The sequence below is a fragment of the Leptolyngbya sp. NIES-2104 genome (assembly GCF_001485215.1).
Taxonomy (GTDB): domain Bacteria; phylum Cyanobacteriota; class Cyanobacteriia; order Leptolyngbyales; family Leptolyngbyaceae; genus Leptolyngbya.
In genome coordinates, this window is record NZ_BBWW01000001.1 from 148482 (window position 1) to 167306 (window position 18825).

General features: G+C 46.5%; 18 protein-coding genes. 10 read left to right on the top strand and 8 right to left on the bottom strand.

Annotated features, from left to right (window positions below):
- Positions 1 to 15: 15 nt before the first annotated feature.
- The 3 genes from NIES2104_RS00790 to NIES2104_RS33220 are packed head-to-tail and all read left to right on the top strand — an operon-like array spanning position 16 to position 1987.
- Positions 16 to 1290: a cell wall metabolism sensor histidine kinase WalK gene (locus tag NIES2104_RS00790; protein WP_058994841.1), complete on the top strand. Its 1275-nt coding sequence runs from the start codon at positions 16 to 18 to the stop codon at positions 1288 to 1290.
- Positions 1291 to 1306: 16 nt separating this feature from the next.
- A complete protein-coding gene (locus NIES2104_RS33215) occupies positions 1307 to 1654 on the top strand; it encodes a hypothetical protein (RefSeq protein ID WP_263970878.1) in 348 nt (115 codons plus the stop codon).
- 21 nt (positions 1655 to 1675) lie between these two features.
- Positions 1676 to 1987, top strand: coding sequence for a Uma2 family endonuclease (locus NIES2104_RS33220; RefSeq protein ID WP_263971047.1), 312 nt, complete (start codon positions 1676 to 1678; stop codon positions 1985 to 1987).
- On the opposite strand, the gene dusB is transcribed toward NIES2104_RS33220, so the two are convergent.
- Positions 1976 to 3028, bottom strand: a complete 1053-nt coding sequence (gene dusB / locus NIES2104_RS00800) for a tRNA dihydrouridine synthase DusB (RefSeq protein WP_058994843.1) — start codon at positions 3026 to 3028, stop codon at positions 1976 to 1978. The genes NIES2104_RS33220 and dusB overlap by 12 nt on opposite strands.
- 883 nt (positions 3029 to 3911) lie before the next feature.
- Between dusB and NIES2104_RS00805 the strand changes: the two genes are divergently transcribed.
- The 3 genes from NIES2104_RS00805 to NIES2104_RS00815 all read left to right on the top strand — a co-directional run bounded on the left by NIES2104_RS00805 (position 3912) and on the right by NIES2104_RS00815 (position 9022).
- Complete coding sequence (locus NIES2104_RS00805) at positions 3912 to 6956, top strand: ABC transporter transmembrane domain-containing protein (RefSeq protein ID WP_058994845.1); 3045 nt, start codon at positions 3912 to 3914, stop codon at positions 6954 to 6956.
- 275 nt (positions 6957 to 7231) lie between these two features.
- Positions 7232 to 8590 carry an HlyD family type I secretion periplasmic adaptor subunit gene (locus NIES2104_RS00810; protein WP_058994846.1) on the top strand — a complete coding sequence of 453 codons (1359 nt, stop codon included), beginning with the start codon at positions 7232 to 7234 and terminating at the stop codon, positions 8588 to 8590.
- Between the two features lie 114 nt (positions 8591 to 8704).
- Entirely contained in the window at positions 8705 to 9022 is a 318-nt protein-coding gene (locus NIES2104_RS00815; protein WP_058994847.1) for a HetP family heterocyst commitment protein, read from the top strand.
- Here the strand turns inward: NIES2104_RS00815 and NIES2104_RS00820 are convergent, their stop codons facing one another.
- Together NIES2104_RS00820 and NIES2104_RS00825 are read right to left on the bottom strand one after the other, a co-directional pair.
- Positions 9023 to 9973, bottom strand: a complete 951-nt coding sequence (locus tag NIES2104_RS00820) for an alpha-E domain-containing protein (RefSeq protein ID WP_058994848.1) — start codon at positions 9971 to 9973, stop codon at positions 9023 to 9025. It abuts the gene before it with no gap.
- A 13-nt stretch (positions 9974 to 9986) separates the two neighbouring features.
- Entirely contained in the window at positions 9987 to 11417 is a 1431-nt protein-coding gene (locus NIES2104_RS00825; RefSeq protein ID WP_059001497.1) for a circularly permuted type 2 ATP-grasp protein, read from the bottom strand.
- 164 nt (positions 11418 to 11581) lie between these two features.
- Here NIES2104_RS00825 and NIES2104_RS00830 point away from each other — a divergent pair, with 164 nt between their 5' ends.
- Positions 11582 to 12097, top strand: coding sequence for a zinc ribbon domain-containing protein (locus NIES2104_RS00830; protein WP_058994849.1), 516 nt, complete (start codon positions 11582 to 11584; stop codon positions 12095 to 12097).
- Here the strand turns inward: NIES2104_RS00830 and NIES2104_RS00835 are convergent.
- The 5 genes from NIES2104_RS00835 to upp form a co-directional block, all read right to left on the bottom strand.
- On the bottom strand, positions 12089 to 13444 hold the full coding sequence (locus NIES2104_RS00835) for an FAD-binding oxidoreductase (RefSeq protein WP_058994851.1): 1356 nt from the start codon (positions 13442 to 13444) through the stop codon (positions 12089 to 12091). The two genes, NIES2104_RS00830 and NIES2104_RS00835, sit on opposite strands and share 9 nt — an antisense overlap.
- Positions 13445 to 13718: 274 nt before the next feature.
- Positions 13719 to 15242 (bottom strand): DASH family cryptochrome, encoded by a 1524-nt coding sequence (locus NIES2104_RS00840; protein WP_058994855.1) that lies wholly within the window; start codon positions 15240 to 15242, stop codon positions 13719 to 13721.
- Between the two features lie 95 nt (positions 15243 to 15337).
- Entirely contained in the window at positions 15338 to 15637 is a 300-nt protein-coding gene (locus NIES2104_RS00845; protein ID WP_058994857.1) for a YggT family protein, read from the bottom strand.
- Positions 15638 to 15731: 94 nt separating this feature from the next.
- A complete protein-coding gene (locus NIES2104_RS00850; RefSeq protein WP_058994859.1) occupies positions 15732 to 16058 on the bottom strand; it encodes a hypothetical protein in 327 nt (108 codons plus the stop codon).
- A 45-nt stretch (positions 16059 to 16103) separates the two neighbouring features.
- Positions 16104 to 16754 carry a uracil phosphoribosyltransferase gene (gene upp / locus NIES2104_RS00855; RefSeq protein ID WP_058994862.1) on the bottom strand — a complete coding sequence of 217 codons (651 nt, stop codon included), beginning with the start codon at positions 16752 to 16754 and terminating at the stop codon, positions 16104 to 16106.
- 274 nt (positions 16755 to 17028) lie between these two features.
- Between upp and NIES2104_RS00860 the strand changes: the two genes are divergently transcribed.
- The 3 genes from NIES2104_RS00860 (at position 17029) to NIES2104_RS33225 (ending at position 18490) form a co-directional block, all read left to right on the top strand.
- Positions 17029 to 17382: a hypothetical protein gene (locus NIES2104_RS00860; RefSeq protein WP_058994864.1), complete on the top strand. Its 354-nt coding sequence runs from the start codon at positions 17029 to 17031 to the stop codon at positions 17380 to 17382.
- Between the two features lie 8 nt (positions 17383 to 17390).
- Positions 17391 to 17834 carry a type II toxin-antitoxin system VapC family toxin gene (locus NIES2104_RS00865; RefSeq protein WP_058994865.1) on the top strand — a complete coding sequence of 148 codons (444 nt, stop codon included), beginning with the start codon at positions 17391 to 17393 and terminating at the stop codon, positions 17832 to 17834.
- 284 nt (positions 17835 to 18118) lie between these two features.
- On the top strand, positions 18119 to 18490 hold the full coding sequence (locus NIES2104_RS33225) for a DNA-directed RNA polymerase subunit alpha C-terminal domain-containing protein (protein ID WP_058994867.1): 372 nt from the start codon (positions 18119 to 18121) through the stop codon (positions 18488 to 18490).
- The last annotated feature ends 335 nt before the right edge of the window (positions 18491 to 18825 follow it).

Sequence of the window (18825 nt, forward strand, 5' to 3'; positions counted from 1 at the left end):
AGACGATAGTACCCTATGTTTCAAACGACGCGAAGACGATTAGCACTTTGGTATACAACCGTGACCGCAGTATTGTTACTGGTGTTTGCGAGTGGATTCTATTTTTATGTACGATCGACGCTGATCGAACGGATTGACGATACATTGAATCACGTGGCGGAAGTGGTTCAGCGATCGCTCGTGATTCAAGCCGTCGGGGATCAAGTCAGTGTCAATGTCGAAGCGAGTTTCCGCGATAATTCTATCTCGCTCGAAGATGATCACATTGATATCGAATGGTTTGATCCAAACGGCAATCAGCTTTGGTCAACGTTTGCTGAACCGCTTTCTGTCCCGCTGCATCTCAATCAAGATGGCGAAACGGTTCACGTCTCCGACACTCAGTTTCTCAGGCAAGTGACCGAGCGAGTTCAAATCGGGCGAAGGGTTTTAGGGTATTTGCGGATCAGTCATCCTTGGTTTGAAGTGACAAAGCCAGTTCGTCAATTAGTTCTGGATTTGAGTATCGGAACAGCAACGATGATCGGGATTGTGGCAAGTATTGGCTGGTTTCTCTCAGGGCTTGCGATGCAGCCGATTCGGGAATCGTATCAACGCTTAAAGCAATTTACAGCGGATGCTTCTCATGAATTGAGAAACCCGATCGCAATTATTCAAACCAATGTTCAAGTTGCGCTTGCTGATCCAAATCCAGATCCACAAATGCAGCAACAACATTTACAAGTGATTGAGCGTTTAACTCGACGGCTCGGAAAGTTAGTTGATGATTTGTTGTTTCTGGCACGCCAGGATAGCGGCATTGTGCAACCGCAGCGGAGCGCGATCGAGCTAGATGAACTATTAGACGAAGTGCTAGAAGAACAAGGCATGATCGCAGCCGAAAAAGAAATTTCGCTCTCATTCAAAGTCGATCGCGCTTTAGAATATTGGCTACAAGGCGATCGCGATCAACTATCGAGATTGTTCACAAATTTAGTTAGCAATGCGATCAAATACACACCAGAGAATCGAGAAATCACAGTCGAACTCTCACAATCAAAATCGGGACTACTTACAAAAGTGATTGATACCGGGATTGGAATTCCTGAAGATGCGATCGCGAATTTATTCGATCGATTTTACCGAGTTGATCCAGCGAGAACCAAGGCAACGGGAGGATCGGGATTAGGATTAGCGATCGCACAAGCAATCACCGAAAATCATCATGGACAGATTCAGATCGAAAGCCAAATCAATCAAGGGACGACAGTTATGGTTACTCTGCCACAATCACAAGTAGAATTATCTTAAGTTCTGGTATCTTGCTATGTCCACGATCGCTCAACTGATCATTCGTCGATCGTCGAACGAGGTTCCCATTTGGCAAACTGCAACTTGGGACGATTATCTTGCTGGTTGTAAGACCGCAGAAATCGAGCAACCTGACCATTTCAAAATCTATTTTGACCAAGGATACCTATTTGTTGACATGGAATGGGAAGGAATCGATCACGCCAGAGTTAGAGAACTGATCACGATGCTGATTGCATTCTGGTTTAGCCAACATCCTGAACACACTTTTGATTGTCTAGGTGGCTGTATTCTTGAGAAGCCGAATCAACGGGCTGCCGCTCCTGACCAAGTTTTGTATGTTGGAAGTGATTCTCCACGTTAGCAAGAAGGTGAACCGCGACGGATTAATTTACGACAGTGGCGAGTTCCGAACCTGGTTTGCGAGGTCGGAGATACAACGTTAGCAACCAACCTCGATGAGAAAAAGCAAATCTACGCAGCTTTAGAGATTCCGGAGTACTGGGTGATCGATGTTTCAGGAATGAGAGTCATTGCGTTTGGGCTTCAGGCAGATGGAAGATATCAACAATGTGCAAGCTCGATCGCATTACAAGGATTGTCGATCGCATTAATTGAACAAACGCTTTCACGCCTCGCTTATGAGACGAATGGTACTGCCGCTTTATGGTTTGTTCGACAAATCTCAAACCTGTAATAGTTCTGCTTCTGGTTCTTCTTGCCAACCAATTTGAGACAATCGATCGATATGTTTATCCAGCAGTTCCAAACCTTGATTCACATTTTCGATCAGGCTCAATTGTCCGCGCAGTTCTGCCGCGCCTGCAAATCCTTTCGAGTACCAGGTCATGTGTTTGCGAGCTTGACGCACTCCGCGATCGCCTTTGTATTCCCACAGCATTTGCAGATGATCACGAGCGCATTCTAATCGCTCGATCGGGGTTGGTTTCACTTTTTCTTCTCCGGTCTTGAGGAAGTGATCAATCTCGCCTACTAGGAATGGATAGCCCAAAGTTCCACGCGAACACATCACCCCGTCTGCTTTGGTGAATTCTAAGCATTTCACAGCCGATTCGACGGAGAAGATATCGCCGTTCGCTATCACCGGAATTGTGAGAATTTCTTTGACTTTAGCGATCCATTCCCACTTTGCAGAACCGTTATAGCCTTGAGCGCGGGTGCGTCCGTGAACGGTGATCATTTTCGCGCCCGCGTCTTCCATCCGTTTTGCAAAATCTAGAATGTTGATTTCTTTGTCTGTCCAGCCGATTCGAGTTTTGACTGTGACCGGAACATTTACGGCATTGACTACCGATCGCACAATTTCTTCTGCTAATTCTGGCTGTCGCAACAATGAAGAACCGCCCCCATTCTTGGTGATTTTGTTCACCGGGCAGCCCATGTTGATATCAACCGTGTCTGCACCTTCACCGACTGCTTTTTGAGCCGCTTCAGCGAGAAAATCAGGACGACAATCGAACAGTTGAATGCTGATCGGACGTTCATTTGGATCGACTTCCATGAGGATCGGGATCTGTTTGACGTAGTGTAATCCGGTTGCATTCACCATTTCGGTGTACATCATCGAATCGGGTGCATGACGACGAACTAATCGTCGGAACACGAGATCGGTCACTCCCGATAGTGGAGATTGCAAGACGCGACTTTTCACCTCGAAATGTCCGATTTTTAGAGGAGCAGCGAGGCGAGATTGCAGATCGGGAGGAAGAATCAACATAACCGGGAAAACAAGCAACGTTCTCTAGCATAAATCATTCAGACGGGCTTGCGTGGGGTTCCGGTGCGATGCGGTCACACGGAAACGTGATCGCATCAGTATTGATAATCTACTAATACATTTCTAGAGTGAAGCGATTAGTCACAGAATTAAAGTAAATCTTGTTCGTTAAAACGCACTTTAATTGTTAGTAATGATTGCGACACTTATGAGTCGTAAAACTAGAATAGGTGTCCTTTTAGACATGAATCGTAAACAATTCAATATATGAATAATTAGAGTGATATCTATTACATATTTCACCCAAAAGTGTGAGCGCTGAAAGCCGCATACTATAAGAGATTTGCACTCTATCTTGAGGGATATCATCAGCCAATAAAGCGGAATTATTAATGGATGTAAAAATGCAAAAATAATTTTCTGTATTTGACTTGACAGTATGTAATTCTTTTCCTAGAGTTGTGGAGAACTCAGGCGGATTCTGTCATCGTTTCCTATTTTTTTCTATTAGGTAATTCTGATGTCTACGTCCAGACTTCTTCGGGATTAGCTATCGCTGAATTAAGACTGTGATATCAACAAGTTCGTTAGGATATCCGGAAGTTTTTCCATTTTTTACGCTCCTTTGATCAAGTCTTCCTTGTCGTCTACTGTGAGGTTCGTTTCTATGAGACTCGACCACGTTCTAGGATTTACAAGTTGTTGATCAAACCGCGTGTTCTAAAACAAAATTTTGGCTAAAAGTGGTTGATTGCAGCACACTGTGGTCACGTTTGTATGTGCTGAAATCATCTAGACCGAAATGCAATCTGGAGTAGGTTATTGGTTCAATTTCATCGTTTTCTGTAAGGAGAACGACGCTATCGCTTTGAGGAAATGTGTTATGCACGATCGAATCAGCGCAGGTTCGTCTCTAACTCCGTCTCGATTTCGAGAGCATTCAGAAGCGTTAATTCAGCTTTTGCAAATTGATTTAGCGTTGGCACGAGAACTGAGTGATTTAACGACAATTCTTAGTCTAGAATTTGGTGAAAAAATCCCAACTGATGCGTTTTATTTGATTCAATCTGGTCGCGTTCGATTGGTGAGTTGCGATCGACAACAGCAAGATGTTTCAGTCGGCGTGCTTGAAGCTGGAGAGGGTTTTGGTCAAGATAAAATGTTCTGTGAAACGGCGATCGAGTACGGTGCGATCGCGACCAGTGATGTTTGCTTAATTCGAGTTGAAAACTTGACGCTTTGGCTCGATCGACTTCCTCAATGGCGGAAGATTTGGAGCGATCAAGCAGCGACTCGTGAACAGTTGATTTTCTTAAAAACGCAAACGAATTTATCAAGTTTGCGATCGCTTACGAGTACCCACATTCAACAACTTTTACCGCTGTTGAATCCGATTTCGATTCCGGCTGGAACATTACTTGCACAATCAAATGCAAATCAAGGATTGTGCTGGTTGCGCTCTGGTGAAATCGAAGCGCCACACGAATCTGTTCAAACTTGGGGAACAACTGAAATTCCGGCTGATTTGAGAGCGAAAACAGCGTTAACGGTGTATCAGTTACCCAGTTCGGTTTGGGAAAGTGCGATCGCGATCGCGCCTCCACTCGGCAAGATTCTATCGCGTGATTCAAATTCAGCCGTTAAGCCTGTTTCAATGGCAAAGTCACGGGTTACACCGACGATCGCACAAGCGAAATCGGTTGAATCTGCGAACGTAGAGAGCGCTGCAAGCATCGTGGAATTTCCGCAGCCAGTACGATCGAGATGGCGATTTCGTTTAGGTGCGCGGTATCCGTATATTCAGCAACAGAGTTCCTCAGATTGTGGTGTCGCCTGTTTAGCGATGGTGACACAGTATTGGGGGAAGCGATTGAGCTTGAATGTGCTGCGAAATTTGGCGAAAGTAGGACGTAATGGAGCGACGTTAAAGAATCTAGCCGATGCTGCTGAAACGATCGGGTTTCAGGCACGTCCGGTTCGAGCAAGTTTGGGACGATTGCGCGATCAGCAGCCTTGGATTGCTCATTGGCAAGGGGATCACTATGTCGTGGTTTATCAAGTAAAAGGACATCGGGTTTTGATCGCTGATCCAGCAAAAGGAAAGCGATCGATCACCGAAAAGGACTTTCTCAGCCAGTGGACAGGATATGCGCTGCTGTTGACTCCGACTCCAGATTTAAAGGCGATCGACCATCAAGAAGAACGCAGTATTTTTCGATTTGGACAAATTCTATGGTCATATCGCCCAACGCTGGTTCAAATTGTTTTACTGTCGTTGTTGATTCAAATCTTTGGATTGATCACGCCGCTATTTACACAGGTGATTCTCGATCGCGTTGTAACCGAGAGAAGTTTAACGGCTCTGAACGTATTCGCGATCGGGCTACTGCTCTTTAGTGTTTGGCGCGTTGGATTAATGGCAGTTCGCCGATACTTACTCGACTACTTTTCTAATCGCCTAGATCTAACTTTACTAAGTGGCTTCGTCGGTCATGCGTTGAAATTGCCGCTGAAATTCTTTGAAGATCGGCAAGTTGGAGATGTGATCACTCGTGTACAGGAAAACCAGAAAGTGCAAATGTTTCTGGTGCGTCAGTTGATTTCGACTTGGCTCGATGCGACAATGGCGATCGTGTATCTAGCACTGATGTTTTACTACAATTGGCAGCTTACGTTGCTTGTGGTTACATTGATTCCGCCACTTGTGTTGTTAGCTGCGATCGCGACTCCGTTACTTAGACGAATTTCGCGTGAGAACTTCAACGATACGAGTGAACAGAATTCGCAGCTTGTCGAGATGATGACCGGGATTGCGACCGTGAAAGCAATGGCGGCAGAACGCGACGTGCGCTGGCGTTGGGAAGATCGGTTGACAACAATGCTCAATAGTCAGTTTCGCGCTCAGAAGCTTGCTAACTCTGTACAGTCGGTGGGCGGATTGATTAGCACTCTGGGTAGTACTGCCTTGCTTTGGTATGGTGCTTATCTGGTGATTCAAGGAGAGCTAACGATCGGGCAATTTGTCGCGTTTAACTTACTGATCGGTAGTGTGATCAATCCGATTTTAGCGATCGTTGATTTCTGGGATGAACTCCAAGAAGTTGTGATTTCTGTAGAGCGGTTGAATGATGTATTCGCGACTGCGCCCGAAGAAAGTAGTAAACGCTTAATGTTAGTCATGCCACCGATTCGGGGTGAGATTCAGTTTGAAAATGTGACGTTTCGCTATGAAGATGTAGACGATCGCAATACCCTTCAGAATTTGGCGTTTTCGATCGAAGCTGGAGAAACGATCGCGATTGTGGGACGCAGCGGATCGGGCAAAAGTACGTTAGTCAAGCTAATCCAAGGACTGTATCAGCCGAACAATGGACGGGTGCTAATTGATGGTCATGATGTGCGTCATGTTTCGCCGCCCACAATGCGATCGCAGTTAGGAGTCGTTCCTCAAGATTGCTTTTTGTTCTCTGGCACGATTCTAGAAAATATCCAACTCTATCGTCCTGAATACGGCTTAGAGCAAGTGATCGAGGCTGCAAAACTAGCAGAAGCAAACGGATTTATTCAAGATTTGCCGCTTGGTTACAACACGAAAGTTGGAGAGCGGGGCGCAAATTTATCTGGAGGACAGAGACAGAGAATCGCGATCGCTCGTGCCCTTCTCGGTGATCCAGCCATTTTGATTCTCGATGAGGCAACGAGTTCTTTAGATACCGAGTCTGAGCGGCGATTCCAGCAAAACCTTCGGCGGATTAGTCGCGGACGGACGACGTTAATTATTGCTCATCGATTGTCTACGGTGCGACATGCCGATCGTATTTTGGTGCTGGATAAAGGGGTGTTAGTCGAGATTGGAACACATGAGGAATTATTGAGCCAGCAGCGACTTTATCACCATTTAACTCAGCAACAGTTGGCATTAACTTAGAACTACTTTCCGGAGTGATTTCAAGGAGTGTTTTCAAGCTTATTCCCTGCGTTGTTCACCCGCCCCGGAATGGAATTCGGGGCTAATCAAACGAAGTCCACTGAAGGGGACTAAAAGCCAAAATCAATCTTCTCAGTCCGTTTCAACGGACTTCGCACTGTTAGCCCCGAATTCTATTCCGGGGCGGACGCAAACGAAGCAAGAGGCTCTTAAACCACACTCCACAACAAAAGCACGAGAAATCTTCCCGGACTCTACTCACATGAGGTATCACTATGTACTATCGTTTTGCTCGTCCAGCCTCCGATCGCGCTCCAACCTCTGAACCTACGCCCCCGATCAAAGTCGTTGAACCGACTGTTTCAACCGACTGGTCACAACCCGTTCAAACCGTACTCGATCAGCCGCCCTCAAGCTTACCGTTTCAAATGGCGATCGGGGGTTTTGCGTTTGCAGTTTGCTTTATTGGTTGGGCGTGGTTCAGTCAAATCAACGAAGTTTCACGCGCTCAAGGGAAGCTGATTCCAAAAGGTGAAGTGTTCAAAGTTGATCCGATCGACACAGGAAAAGTTTCACGGGTGTTAGTTCAAGAAGGTCAAGCTGTGCAAAAAGGACAAGTGCTATTGGAACTCGATCGAGAACTGGCTGCAACTGAAGTCGAACGATTGGAAAAAGAACTATCCGCCGCACAAACGGAACTCAATCAAACACAGTTACTCATTGGGCAAGCTCAACTACAAGCAGGAGCACGATCAACAATGGCGCGATCGCAAACTCAAGCACAAGCGATCGAGCTATTAAAAGCTCAAAGAGGTTCAGCGAGTACAGAAACCTTAGTGGCTCAACTGCGAACCGAAATTGCAGAACATCAAAAACGATTAGAACGTTTGCAGCCGTTAGTGTCTCAGGGTGCATTGCCGCAAGAACAAGTCTTTCAGGCAGAACAAGCAATCCGAGAACGAGAACGAGCCATCACCGAATCTCAAGGAACTTTAGAGCGATCGCGCACTGAAGCCGAACGATTAGTAGAACTCGTCAAACAACAGCAAGCCGATGAACAAAATGTGCAACTTGAAGCCCAACAGCAAATTGAACAGTTAAAGCTCCGAGCCTCTCAATTACAGGCAAAAATTGCTCAAACTCAAACGCTGATCGAAGCTGCAAAAGTTAAATTGAATGAGCGCTATGTCTATGCACCTGTAGATGGTAATATTTCTGCTCTAAAAGTTCGCAATCCTGGCGAAGTCGTTCAACTCGGACAAACGATCGCGGAAATTGCACCCGAAAATCGCCCGATCGTGGTTTCTGCGGTGTTACCCACACAACAAGCAGGTTTAGTAAAAGTAGGAATGCCAGTTCAGCTTAAATTCGATGCGTTCCCGTATCAAGATTTTGGAGTGATTTCCGGCAAAGTGAAACAGATTTCGCTCGATTCCAAGCCTGACGAGCAGTTAGGGCAGGTCTACCGCATGGAAATCGAACTCGATCGCTCAACGATCACAAAGGGCAATCAAACGATCGCGCTGAAATCTGGGCAGACGGCAACCGCTGAGATTGTCACTCGTTCTCGGCGCATGATCGATGTGTTTCTCGACCCGATCCGCCAATTACAAAAAGGTGGAATCAATCTCTAGCAATCCTAGTTAAGTTGTGGGGTGGGCATCCTGCCCGCGCAGGCGCTTAAGCCTGTCCCACTCTTACAAATCTGCTACAAACGCTGTATTAGTTCCTTGTACTCAAATGGTGCTATGACTCAATTCAATCAGAAACTCGACAAAACCATGTCCGAAGAGCAATTTACCGAGGTCGTCGATGCGATCGTATCGGGTAAATACTCTTGGGCTTGTGTGTTGATTCTCCGGTTTGCGGGATACAATCCACTGCACTACATTCCGTACCGCACGTACAACCGATTGATGAAGGACTACGGCAATTACAGACATTCCCGAACAGCAACCCGAATCGATGATTTGACACACATCGAACCAATCAGACCCGAAAAAGTACGCGGCGGATCAAGCGATCGCGGTTTGATCCACAATCTCTTTTTCCGCGCCTTGAACTAATCAATTGACGGGCTGCGTGGCAAAGAACGTCTCAGATAGTTTGATTCCAACTTCGTTCATTCGTCGCTGGAGATTATCGAGAAATTCATGCAGCCCGGACTCCATCACATCATCGATCGTTAAATAATCTAAGTCCGCCCGCAGTTTCCCTAAACCTCGCTCGACCCCAGTATTCCAAGTGCCTTCAGGCGTTCCGGTAATCTGATGCAACGATCGCTCTGTTTGTCGAATACAGTAGCGAATCGATCGCGGAAATTCTCGATCGAGGACTAAAAATTCCGCGACTGATTTCGGGGTAATGCGATGCACTCCACGCTTACGATACATCTCGTAGGCACTAGTCGATCGTAATAATGCAATCCACTGCAACTGATCCAAAGTGGTGCCCACGTCTTTTACGGATGGCAGCAGAATAAAGTACTTCACATCCACAATTCGACTGGTTTTATCAGCACGTTCTAACCAGCGTCCGATCAATCCAAAGTGCCATCCTTCGTTATGCGTCATGGTTGCACTCGCAATTCCCGCGAACAAATGACTTGAGAGTTTGACTTCGCTGAAAAAGGTTTGAAAGTTAAGCGATTCTTGGTTTGCGGCATCATTCACGAAATGATAAAAAGCATTAATTTGCTGCCACATTTCAGAGGAAATAATTTCGCGCACCGATCGAGCATTTTCCCGTGCAGCACTGAGACAGGAAATGATCGAATTTGGATAATTGCGATCGAAGGTCAAAAATCGAATCACATTTTCTGCATTCGCTTCCCCGTATCGCTCTTCAAACAGGGAAAGATCGCCTGTGGTCAGAATTAATGGCTTCCATTGTTGTGAAACCCCGATCGGTGAATCCAACAGCAATGTCAAATTCACATCAATGAATCGTGCAATGTTTTCTGCCCGTTCAACATATCGATTCATCCAATAGATTGAATCTGCAACTCGACTTAACATCTTTTTTGATCTCTCAACTCACAACCCAAGTATCCTTATATCCCCCACCTTGTGATGAATTCACCACAAGTGATCCCTTCTTCAATGCCACACGAGTCAATCCACCCGGAGTCACATAGATATCTTCCCCATACAAAATGTAGGGACGCAGATCCACATGACAACCTTCAAACTCATCCCCCATTAGAGCTGGAACCCTAGATAACGATAAAGTTGGCTGAGCAATATAGTTCCGAGGAGTCGCTTTAATTTTGTCGGCAAATGCTTCCCGTTCAGCTTGCGTCGATTGTGTTCCAATCAACATTCCATACCCACCCGATTCACTAGCAGATTTGACCACTAGCTGATCGAGGTTCGCCAACACATGATCTAACTGCGAAGGTTCCCAACAGAGATAAGTCGGAACATTCGAGAGTATTGCCTCTTCGCCCAAATAGTACTGAATCATCTTCGGAACATAGGCATAGATCACTTTATCGTCTGCAACTCCCGTTCCGAGCGCATTCGCAAGACCGAGACGACCCGATCGATAAACCTCCATCAGCCCTGGAATTCCCAACAACGAATCAGGACGAAACACCAACGGATCAATAAACTCATCATCAATCCGGCGATAAATCACATCCACGCGCTTTAAGCCCTTTGTCGTTCGCATCTGAAGATGACCATCAGACACTACCAGATCGCGCCCTTCGACCAGTTCCACACCCATTTGCTGAGCGAGATAGGAATGTTCAAAATACGCAGAATTATAGATACCCGGTGTCAATAAAACAACCGTCGGATCATCAATGTAATCCGGTGCAAGATTTAGCAGGGTTTCGAGCAAATGGCTAGGATACTCTTCGACTGGCTGAATCTGCATTCGATTAAACACCAGCGGCAAAGTACTCTTCATAATTCGCCGCCCTTCAAGCACGTAGGACACACCAGACGGACAGCGCAAATTATCTTCAAGCACATACCACTGACCATCACGATCGCGCACCAAATCCATGCCGCTAATGTGCGACCAGATGCCCTTTGGCGGCTTGAGATCCATACAGGCTTTGAGAAATCCCTGCGACGAATACACCACATCCGCTGGAATCACTCCATCGCGCACAATCTTTTGATCGCCGTACACATCCGCAAGAAATTGATTCAGCGCTTGAATCCGTTGTTTCAGCCCTTTTTCTAAAATCTGCCATTCTGAAGCCGCGATCGTTCTTGGCAAAATATCAAACGGAAAAATTTTCTCGGTACCTTGATTGTCACTGTACACATTGAACGTGACCCCCATTTTGAACAAAGCAATCTGAGCGGCTTGCTGTCGATGTCGAATTTCTTCGATCGACAAAGAATTAATCCGCTCAATCAAGGGTGCCACTTCTGGGCGAGGCGATCCCGGTGCATCAAACAATTCATCGTAAAACTGCCCCGGATCATAATTTGCTAACTTCACGTCAATCACCTGAACAAGCTATTTGATTAATAGAATTGTCTGAACTTTCTAAGCTGTAAAGCTGAATACGAAATTTGTCACGAACGTAATCAAGAAATATGACAAAACTGCTCGATCGCTGGATGATCGTTGCAAGGTAAAAGGGAGGAATTCTGCCGAGCGCGATGACTTACGTAGCAGATTTGGGACAAGGACAATCGTTAGCGATCGACAATGTTGGCGTTCAGACAACGATTACTTGGGAAGCCAAAAGCACCGGACAACAACAAAGCCAGCAAATGAGCCTGTCACTCGGTCAGTGGTCAGCATCTCCGATCGTGTACCGCATGACACACAGTTTTATTTTGCAAATCGAGTCGAATCAGCGTCCCTACTACGTGCGCCTGCAATCGAATAGTATTAGTCTGCTCAGCGAAGTGCCTTTAATGCTCGGTGCACAAGAAATACCGCTGCGGTATGTTGCACCTTCTAATCCCAAAACGCCGGACATGAAGCCCTTAGAGCCGCTGCGGATGGGAAATATGTCAATGCGGATGGAACCGATGGAAATGAGCATGGGCAGCATGAGTATGTCTAGCTCAAGTTCCAGCAGTTCGACTCCGCATTTCTGTTCGCAGTGTGGCACGAAGGTGAAGAACAGCGATCGCTTTTGTTCGCAGTGTGGAACGAAATTAGATTGATCGCTCTAACCAAGCCCGCATTTTACCCGGATTGAGCAATCCATACGGATCAACTTTTTCCTTAAATTGCAGTTGTGCGACATCCACCATTTTCATTCCGCCATCTTCGATCAAATACGTATGCGGATTGAAAATAAACGCCCCTTTCGCCTCATGATGAGCAATAATCTCGTTTAACCGCTCTTCAGTCGTATACCGCACCAATTGAAGCGATGCAGGTCGAGCCGTTCCGCCAACCCTAAGAAATTCCAAGTGCGGCATCACCTCATCGCCATAGTGATGATACATCTCTTCCAAAAGCGTCAGATTCTTATCATCAGGAAACAGCGTTTGCAGATAAGTAATCGACGGATCAACGCTCCGAGCATGAAGCGTCGTATGATTCCAGCTATATTCTCCTAACGCAATTCCTTTTCCGGCATCTTCAGCATTTTTCTGATAGGTCATCTCGCCCCCAAATTCACTCACAAATTCGCTCAGCGGCTCTAGGCAAGTTTCCGAAACGATCAGCAGCGCACAACTTTTTCCGCTGGGAATATAGCTTTTCAATGCTGAAAAATAACCAGGAACCGGATCAGCACAGACACACACCAATTTTTTGATCATGCCATCCGCATCGCTCAGCGCTTGTCCAAATCGCGCCGCCTGCATGAACTCGTCAAACGTTACAATTACTTCTGCCCAAGGATAAGCCGGAGCTAGCGGAATCTCTAACTCAGTAATAATTCCATTCGTCCCGTAAGCGTGGGCGACTTGATAAACTTCATCGCCCCGAAGCTCGATCGCTCTCGGTTCATCTTCCATCGTCACCACTCGCACCGCGATCAAATTGCCTCGATCGCGCAATTGTCCATATGTGACTGATCCAATTCCACCACTGCCGCCCCCGATGAATCCGCCGACCGTTGCCGTTCGATAGGTAGACGGAGCCATGCGAATTTCCCAGCCGATTTCGCGGGTTTGTTTGTCGATCGCGGCTAGTTTCGCCCCCGCTTCGACTCGCAGCATTCCCGGCTTCATCCACTTCACAGCGGTCATCCGGGTTAAATCGAGAATCACACCGCCTTCGAGTGGAATGCACTGTCCATAGTTTCCAGTTCCCGCCCCTCGCACCGTGAGCGGCACTCGATGACGTACACAGGCTTTTGCGACTTGTAGGACTTCTGCTTCGTTCGCGGGACGCACGACGACATCGCCGACTTTATCCTGCAACTGCGGCACTAAAACGGGACTGAAATGATAATAATCCTGAGACAGTTTTGCGACTTGATTTGGCTCTGTAATGAGTTCAAGTCCTGCCAAATCCGCCAAAACGGATGCGATCGCGCTTGATGTGGTCGTCGTCATTTGCCTGATCCTACAAAGTCTTGTTTCTGACTATATCGGGATTTCAGACTTTCAAATTGTGTAATAAGCGCAAATTTTCAATAAAAAACCTCGGTCAGAAACCGAGGCAAATAATCAGGGTGCATCTACCATTCCATTACTCCGGGAAATCTGAGGCGCGTCCGGAACAATTCCAAAAATTTCCAATAAAAAACCTCGGTCAGAAACCGAGGCAAATAATCAGGGTGCATCTACCATTCCACTATTCCAATCGGCACAGGTGCGTCCGGAACATTTAACGTCTTTTTTTGGGTTTGGCAAATTGACGGTCTCGTTCTTTCCTCGGAGCCTGAGTGGATTTCCCAAACGCCGCATTGTAAATCTTCTCGTTCGCCTCGGCAGATTTGAACAAATCGACGATCGAATTCGGATAGTCAACGCCCAATCGCACCCCGAATCGCTCTTGTTCAACGGGCAACAATTTCCAAGGCTCATGAACTTTCGCGGCAGGAATCTCTTTCAACGCTGGAAGCCAATGTTTGACATACGAACCATCCGGATCATAGTCTTTAGCTTGTTTTGTGATGTTGAAGAATCGGAATCCACGGGCATCATTTCCGACCCCGGCTGTATAGTTCCAGTTGCCCCAATTACTACAGACATCGTAGTCAATCAATTGAGACTCAAACCATTCAGCGCCCCACCACCAATTAATACCAAGATTCTTCGTCAGAAAACTTGCGACGTTTTGCCGTCCGCGATTCGACATAAAACCCGTGGCAGCAATTTCCTGCATATTCGCATCCACAAGTGGAAATCCGGTTTTGCCTTCGAGCCAGAGATTAAAGCGATCGACATCTGCTTTCCAGTCAATTTTGACTCCTTGCAAGCCCGATCGATAAAACACCTGATTTCCATGCTTGGCAACAATGAACCGAAAATAATCGCGCCACAGTAGCTCAAAAATCAACCAGTATGTTGAATCATTCCGCACTCGTTGCGATTCATACTCCTGAACCTGCCCATAGATATATCGCGGCGACAAACAGCCCAACGCTAACCACGCAGAGAACTTTGAGGAATAATCCACGCCTAACATTCCGTTGCGCGTTTCTTTATAGACCTTGAGCGCGTCTTGTTTCCAGAAATACTCTTCGAGTCGCGCCTTTCCTGCGGTTTCGCCCCCTTTGTGTGGAATCATCGCTCTTGGATCAGGGGGCGGCAATTCTAAGCCAAAATCTTTTAGGGTCGGCAGTTCACCGCGTTCAATCTCTGGCAGTTCGACTAATCGCTGTGGAGCCGGAAACGCCTCGTAAATCGTCGAAGATTTCTCAACTTGCTTACGGAAACTGGTAAAGAGTTCGGGAATTTCTCGAATTTCAAACGGTAAATCATCAACGTGATAAAGCGTTTGTGCCCAAAATCGCTTAGTTGAAACCCCGATCGCTTTCAGTCGTTCCTCTACCGCATCTTCAACCGCCGTTTCTTCGGAAGTCACTTCGTGATAGTAATGAACCGCTTCAGCTTCTAACTGTTTCGCGATCGCTGGAATAATTTCCTCTGATTTCCCAATCCGAACGATTAAATCACTACCAAGGGATCGTAAATTCTCCCGCAAATCCGTAACGCTTTCGAGGAGAAACTGCGCCCGAATTGCTCCGGTTTTCGGAAATCCATACGGAGTCGTTCCAAACTGTCTCGGCTCAAAAATATAAAGTGGAATGACCTTTGCGCCTGATTTCACCGCTTTAATCAACGGCTCGTGATCATGCACTCGTAGATCATTGCGATGCCAAATAATAATCCGCTTCTCTGCCACGATCGATCCATCTAACGCTTCACTTTCGATCGTAACGCTTGTTAATAATTAAGCGATCGCCAAATTGACGATCGCTTCCCTACGAATCAAGGTTTCTAGCTCACAAAAACGGGCACACTCGCTAAAACTTGCGCCAACAAGCTCGGAATCAACTGCATCGCAAACTGAAGCACAAAGATCGCCAGAATCGCCGAAAAATCAATCCCACCCAGCGGCGGAATCACCCGACGAAACAGATTCAAATACGGATCAGTCAACTGGCTCAAAATTGCGAACGGCTGCTTATACCAATCGATCGAGGGAAACCAACTCAGCAGAATTCTAATAATCAGCAGGGCAAAGTAAATTCCTAAGAACTGTTGAACTGTTGTAATGAGCAAAATGGCTGGATTCATAACCTTCCTGTTTCCTTGTGTAGGGATGTCTGATTCACTCTCAGTACAGTTTAAGCGATTTTTTCCGTTGTTGTACTCTCGCCTCAGAAGCACCTTACTCTTCGCGAATAATCTCTCTCGCTCCCGGCAAATCATTCTCAACGGCGCGTCCATTCACGCTGCCCAACTGTTGCCGCACATCATCGATCGCATCATTCAACTGAGCAATCTTATCTTCTAAACTGCGTCTAGCCAACTCGATATTCTGCTCAGACGAACCTCTCACCCGTTTTTTGGGCTTCGCGTTCTGCAATTCCGGCTTTTCTTCGACTTCCTCTGCCAATCGTTGCGATGTCACCACCGAGCCAATAATGCCGCCAACAATGCCACCGACGATCGCGCCGAGGACAAATCCACCAGAAAAATTATCTTGTTGACTCATGGGCGATCGTTCCTCAAGCTTTACTCCTTTTTATTGTATCGATCCTCAAGTACCAAAAATGCGATCGCCCGCATCTCCCAACCCAGGGACAATAAAACCGCGATCGTTCAACACTTCATCGATTCCCGCTGTATAAATCGCCAAACTCGGATACGCACTTCCCAGTTTTTGCAGCGCAGGCGGAGCCGCCACCACCGCGACAATTCTCACCATTGCCGGATCAATTCCCCGTTTCGTCAATTCTTCCATTGCCCGAACCGAGCTTCCCCCCGTCGCCAACATCGGATCGACAATCAACACTCGCGTCTGTGGATCAAATCGCTCCGGCAACTTATTCAAATAGCAACTCGCCTCTAGCGTCTCTTCATTCCGCACCAATCCCAAATGGTAAATCGATGCCAGCGGCAACAAAGTCTGTGCGCCATCGAGTAATCCGAGTCCAGCCCGCAGAATCGGCACAACCACGATCGGAATCTCTGGATTGATAAACGTGGCAGGACAAGGAGCGAGGGGAGTTTCAACCGTGGTATCGATCGTGGGCAACCATTCGCGTACTGCTTCGTAAGTCAGCCACCGTCCCAGTTCCGTAATGGCAGTCCGAAACAAAGTCGAAGGGGTGGAAGCATCGCGAGCGACACCCAGCCAATGTTTGATTAAGGGATGTGGCGGGACGTATACGCGCAGTTGCAGAGTCATAAATCACTCCAGTACGAATGAATCTGAACCATCATACTCCGTCTCTATCAATATTTTCGGTTATTTCCTTGCCAGCAAATCAAATTTTCTACTAAATTGTTGGAATACTTTCTCATTAGTATTGACAAAGATTTTCAATAAGCTTTATAGTAACGTTCAGTGTTCTCCTCTCTAGAGGATCGGCAGATGGGCGTAGGAAGTGATAGATTTCTTACGTCCTCTTTTTTTATAGTTTTGCTAAGATTCGAGACAAGCCATTTGGAAAAATCGATTGATGACCTACAGAGAAATCCTGCTGCAAGAAGTCGAAACCGCCTCTGACGAAGTTCTTGCCGAAGCGATCGACTTTATTCGCTTTCTCAAATCAAAATCAGGGGCAAACTCGCCCAGTGATCAAGAATCGCCAGAGTCGGTTGCAGGAGTTAACTCAGAGCAGCTTAACGATCCGAAAACAGCATTTGGATCATTTCTAGCTGACCTGAAACAACTTCCCCTCCAACGTGCTGAACCCCTACGGCAGGATACAAAGGGCAGGAATCTCTCCCCCTTCATCGGGACATGGCAAGGAAATGACCTCGAAGAATGTCTGCGCTTTGTGGAAGAAACTCGCTCTCAAGCGGAGTTCTAGCACCGCTCATGTTTTTACTAGATACGAATCACTGTAGTTACATCATTGATAACCATCCTCAAGTGAGCGCAGAGTTTCGATCGCGCTCAGAAGCCAGCTTTGCGGTTAGCATCATTACTTATGGCGAACTGCTCTACATGGTTGAGAAATCTACTCAAAAGGTTGGCAACCTCAAGTCAGTTCGATCCTTTCTCAATACGATCGGACTCTATCTGCTCGATGAAGAAACGGCAATCATTTACAGCCAATTAAAGATCGCACTCTTCAACCAATTCGCGCCCAAAGATCAAGCCAAACGACGCAAAGCAAGCATTCAAACTCTTGGCTTCGATGATAACGATCTCTGGATCGCTGCCACCGCACTACAGCATAATCTCACGCTTATCTCTGCTGATAGCGACTTCCCTCGAATGCAGCAAGTCTGCCCGTTGAGTGTCGAATCCTGGAGTTAACCATCAAGTCTGGTAAAGCTCGAAGGTAGTCGCGTAGCCTAGTAAATAGCATCAGTGACTAAACGCATGTATCTACAATCGCGCTCATGGAATTTGACGTTGAGCTTTGTAACTATAGGTTTCGTCGTAATCGATCGTTCCAAATAATTCTACAATTTTGCAGCGTTGGCGGCACTGAACATACTTGTGCAGAGCGATTTCGATGAACAATTCCAAACATCGATACGCATCTCTTACCGATTGATCTGTCGATACTTAGCGTGATGCGCAAAATGTAAGCAACCATGAGTAAAAAGTCCTTCTCAGCCAGAATCGAATCAAACATCTACGATCAGATCAAAGCCCACTGTCAGGAACAACAAATTTCACAAGCTCAGTTGTTAGAACAGTGGGCGATTGATTTCTTCAATCTTAGCGAACGCAAAACTGAGAAGAGACAATACGAGCAATTTGAGCCAGTTCAAGCAGGTCCCGGCTGTACTCCGATCGAAGAGTTAAACTTTGCGGTTCGTACCTACATTCGCTTAAAACGCGCTGAAATTCATACAGTTGAAGAACTGGGAACTCTTTCTGAGCAAGATTTGTTCGACATCAAAGACCTCGGAGCCAAATCCATCGAAGAAATATTCGAGGGGCTTAATCGTAGTATCATCTAGCCCAAAACGACCGTCTGCGTTCACCACTCTCTAGAGGATTGTGTACGGTACAGGCTGCAATACGGTGCATCTGTACCGCATTATTTCTACAGAATGGGCGCAGAATCTTGAACGAAGAGCCAAGTCATCGTATTGGGTTATGAACGATGCCAAACCGGCATTTCTGCATGACAGTGACTACAGCGCCAATATACTCCGCTTGGTCTGACATGGCGGAGAAGAACATAGGAACAGCATGGGCAGCTATGCTGGCTTGTTGTACTTTGATCAAATGTGGTTTTACTGGAAGCGCTAAGATTCAGTTGGGATGAAACCTCTAGGAAAATCTTGGTTGA